The sequence below is a fragment of the Gordonia sp. 852002-50816_SCH5313054-c genome (genome assembly GCF_001665925.1).
Taxonomy (GTDB): Bacteria; Actinomycetota; Actinomycetes; order Mycobacteriales; family Mycobacteriaceae; genus Gordonia; species Gordonia jacobaea.
On the sequence record NZ_LZTE01000005.1, the window covers coordinates 1 to 2,355 of the forward strand.

Genomic DNA, 2,355 nt, shown 5'->3' on the forward strand with positions numbered 1-2,355 from the left:
AATATTCGCCGCTTGACCGGAGTTCGGGAAGCCAGCACCCCGCTGCCGCCTGCGCCACCGTCAGGGCCGCAGAGCGTGCAGCGCCGGGTTCCCAAGAGCGGTCAGATCATGGTGGCCGGCCAACGCCTCCGAGTCAGTCCGACCTACGCCGGCACCATCGTCACCATCATCGTCGACGATCACCACCTACGAGTGCTCGACGGCGCCAGAGAACTGTCACTGCACGCACGAACCACCACCAAGACCATTCGCAACTTCAACGCCCACCGGCCCCACCGCCGGTAAGCATCTCCCGAGAACACGACGTCACGCATCTCCTGAGACCGCACACGTCAGCTCATTCAAGCTCACGATGGCCGCGGTCGATCGAGTCTCCTCGTACTCTGCATACGCTCGCTCGATCTTCGAACGTGCTATACAGAAATCCATGGCCGCAGACGCCATCGCTCCTGCGAGCTGCTCCACAGCAGGCGCTCCGTTGGCATCATGTGCGAGAAAGTGCGTCCGCACGATAGTCGATGTTTCCGGAACTGTGACGGCGTCCTCGAACGCCGGCAGGAAGCTGATCAGCGAGCTGCTCGTGCCCCGAGCTAGCTCGAGGAACTGTTCGACGACCGCCGATTCGTCAATCATCACTCACCCTTGATCGCGCAGCACGTCCTCCCGCGACCGGGGAGGCACGTAGGCAGGATATCGGCGCGATAGGACATTCTGGCGGCGCCACTCGCTGGGCGCGCTGATCTGCCGCCCTCCCGGAGGTCGGCAGCCGCATGAGCAGATTGGTGACGTTCGCAGCGAGGGGGTGGGCACCCAGAAAGCCGGTCGTGATGAAACGGATGAGAGGACTCGTCATAGCGGATCTAGAGCGGGCCGTTGGTTCTGGTGTGGTCCGGACCTGAGACCGTGAGCAGCGACCCGAGCAATCGTTCCTCGGCGCGGATAGCCGCAAGCCAAGCTTTCGGCTCAGTGGGGTGCGGTCAATCTCCTCATTGAGTCGAGCCGACGATGTACGTAGGAGGAGAGCGAGAACGCGTCGTAGAAATCGTTCAGAACCTCATCATTGAAGATTCGGCTGGAGTGCGCGCGCGGGTTTCGGAAGTGCCCGTGGATCCCAACGAGCAGGCTTTTAAAGCCGCGGTGCTCGCTGATGTCGGAGTCTGATTCATGGGCGTTGATGGACCAGGCGGGATGCTCGCGATTGGTTCCGAGGACGCCGTCGTAAAGAGCTGCGCCATCACCCGCCAACCCCGTGATGCCGCGGACTCTTGCTGGGATGCTCTTCGACGCTTCCGACATTGCATGAAACAGAGAACGCCCGATGAGTTCCTCGTCGCAGTAGCGGAATAACTCGCTGTGACACCCTCGGCGCCTCAGCTCAGTTTGAAGTCGTCCGGCCAGGGCGGCACCCTCGGAGATGCTGGATGCCTTCGCTCCGGATGCGAGCTTGCCCGCTTCGTTAACTGCGTAGCCGTAGTACACGAGGAACTGGTTGAGCTGGTCGCGCAGCTCGTCGAAACGAGCTGGCTGAGCGGCATACCGGCTAGGATTCATGGCCTTTGCGATGAATCCGCCCATGACGTTGCCGGCTTGCTGTCGAACCTGGACGTTGTAGAGAGTGACGTACAGGCTGTCGCGCTTGTTGCCGCCCGGCTCACGCTGCCTGACTCCCACCATCTGGAGCAAGGAGTCGATCTCGGAACCGGTGAGTCCCGGATGATCTGTCTGCGAAAGCACGTCGCACACGCCCTTGACGAAATCCGGGGTGAAGGGAGCAATCTTCGGGGGCGTTTGTTTGGGCATAGTGGTCGACATCGAGTGGCTCTGCTCTTAGAGGCGACTGACCAAGGTCTGGCGCCTTGCGATTAGGTGTTATGACGTTCTTATCATTTCGGACGTGGGTCGGACTCGGAGACTTGGCCTACTCGTCCTCCATCACAGGCTCGGGTTGCTGACCGTGCCGTCGACGCCACAAGTCGCCCATGTCGTCGGCGAACTGGAGATCGACCCGTACGTCGGCTGCTCCGGGAGCGCTGTACATCACCTCAGCTGACTGATCACGCGCGATCACGTCAGGGTATTTGTCGACCATCTGCTTCTGCGCGTTCTGAAAAAGCGAGGAGAGGCCAGGCGCACTCATAAGGTGATCCGAGAACATCCCACCGTAGGAACCGAGGTTCACCGGAACACCGAACATCCCCGGCGGGTATATCGAGTTGGCGCGAGAGCCGATGGCATCAAGCGTTCCGCTCATCCCACCCGCCAAACCCTCACGGAAGAGTGAGGTTCCCCCCGAACCGTAGAGGCATCGATAATGAGGAGCACGATGCCAGAGAAGCGGAAGAAGTACGACCGGGA

The 2,355-nt window shown here is 61.0% G+C and carries 4 protein-coding genes; 1 reads left to right on the forward strand and 3 read right to left on the reverse strand.

Features of this window, described 5'->3' with window-relative positions:
- On the forward strand, positions 1-285 hold a 285-nt coding region (locus A5788_RS00205), incomplete at its 5' end, for a Mu transposase domain-containing protein (protein WP_442902914.1).
- Positions 286-306: 21 nt separating this feature from the next.
- Here A5788_RS00205 and A5788_RS00210 read toward each other — a convergent pair.
- The 3 genes from A5788_RS00210 to A5788_RS00220 form a co-directional block, all read right to left on the reverse strand.
- Entirely contained in the window at positions 307-633 is a 327-nt protein-coding gene (locus A5788_RS00210) for a hypothetical protein (RefSeq protein ID WP_020173285.1), read from the reverse strand.
- A gap of 330 nt (positions 634-963) precedes the next feature.
- Positions 964-1,812 (reverse strand): TIGR02391 family protein, encoded by an 849-nt coding sequence (locus A5788_RS00215; RefSeq protein WP_006370051.1) that lies wholly within the window; start codon positions 1,810-1,812, stop codon positions 964-966.
- A 106-nt stretch (positions 1,813-1,918) separates the two neighbouring features.
- Positions 1,919-2,355, reverse strand: a 437-nt coding sequence (locus A5788_RS00220) for a hypothetical protein (protein WP_231894389.1), incomplete at its 5' end; no start/stop codon positions are given.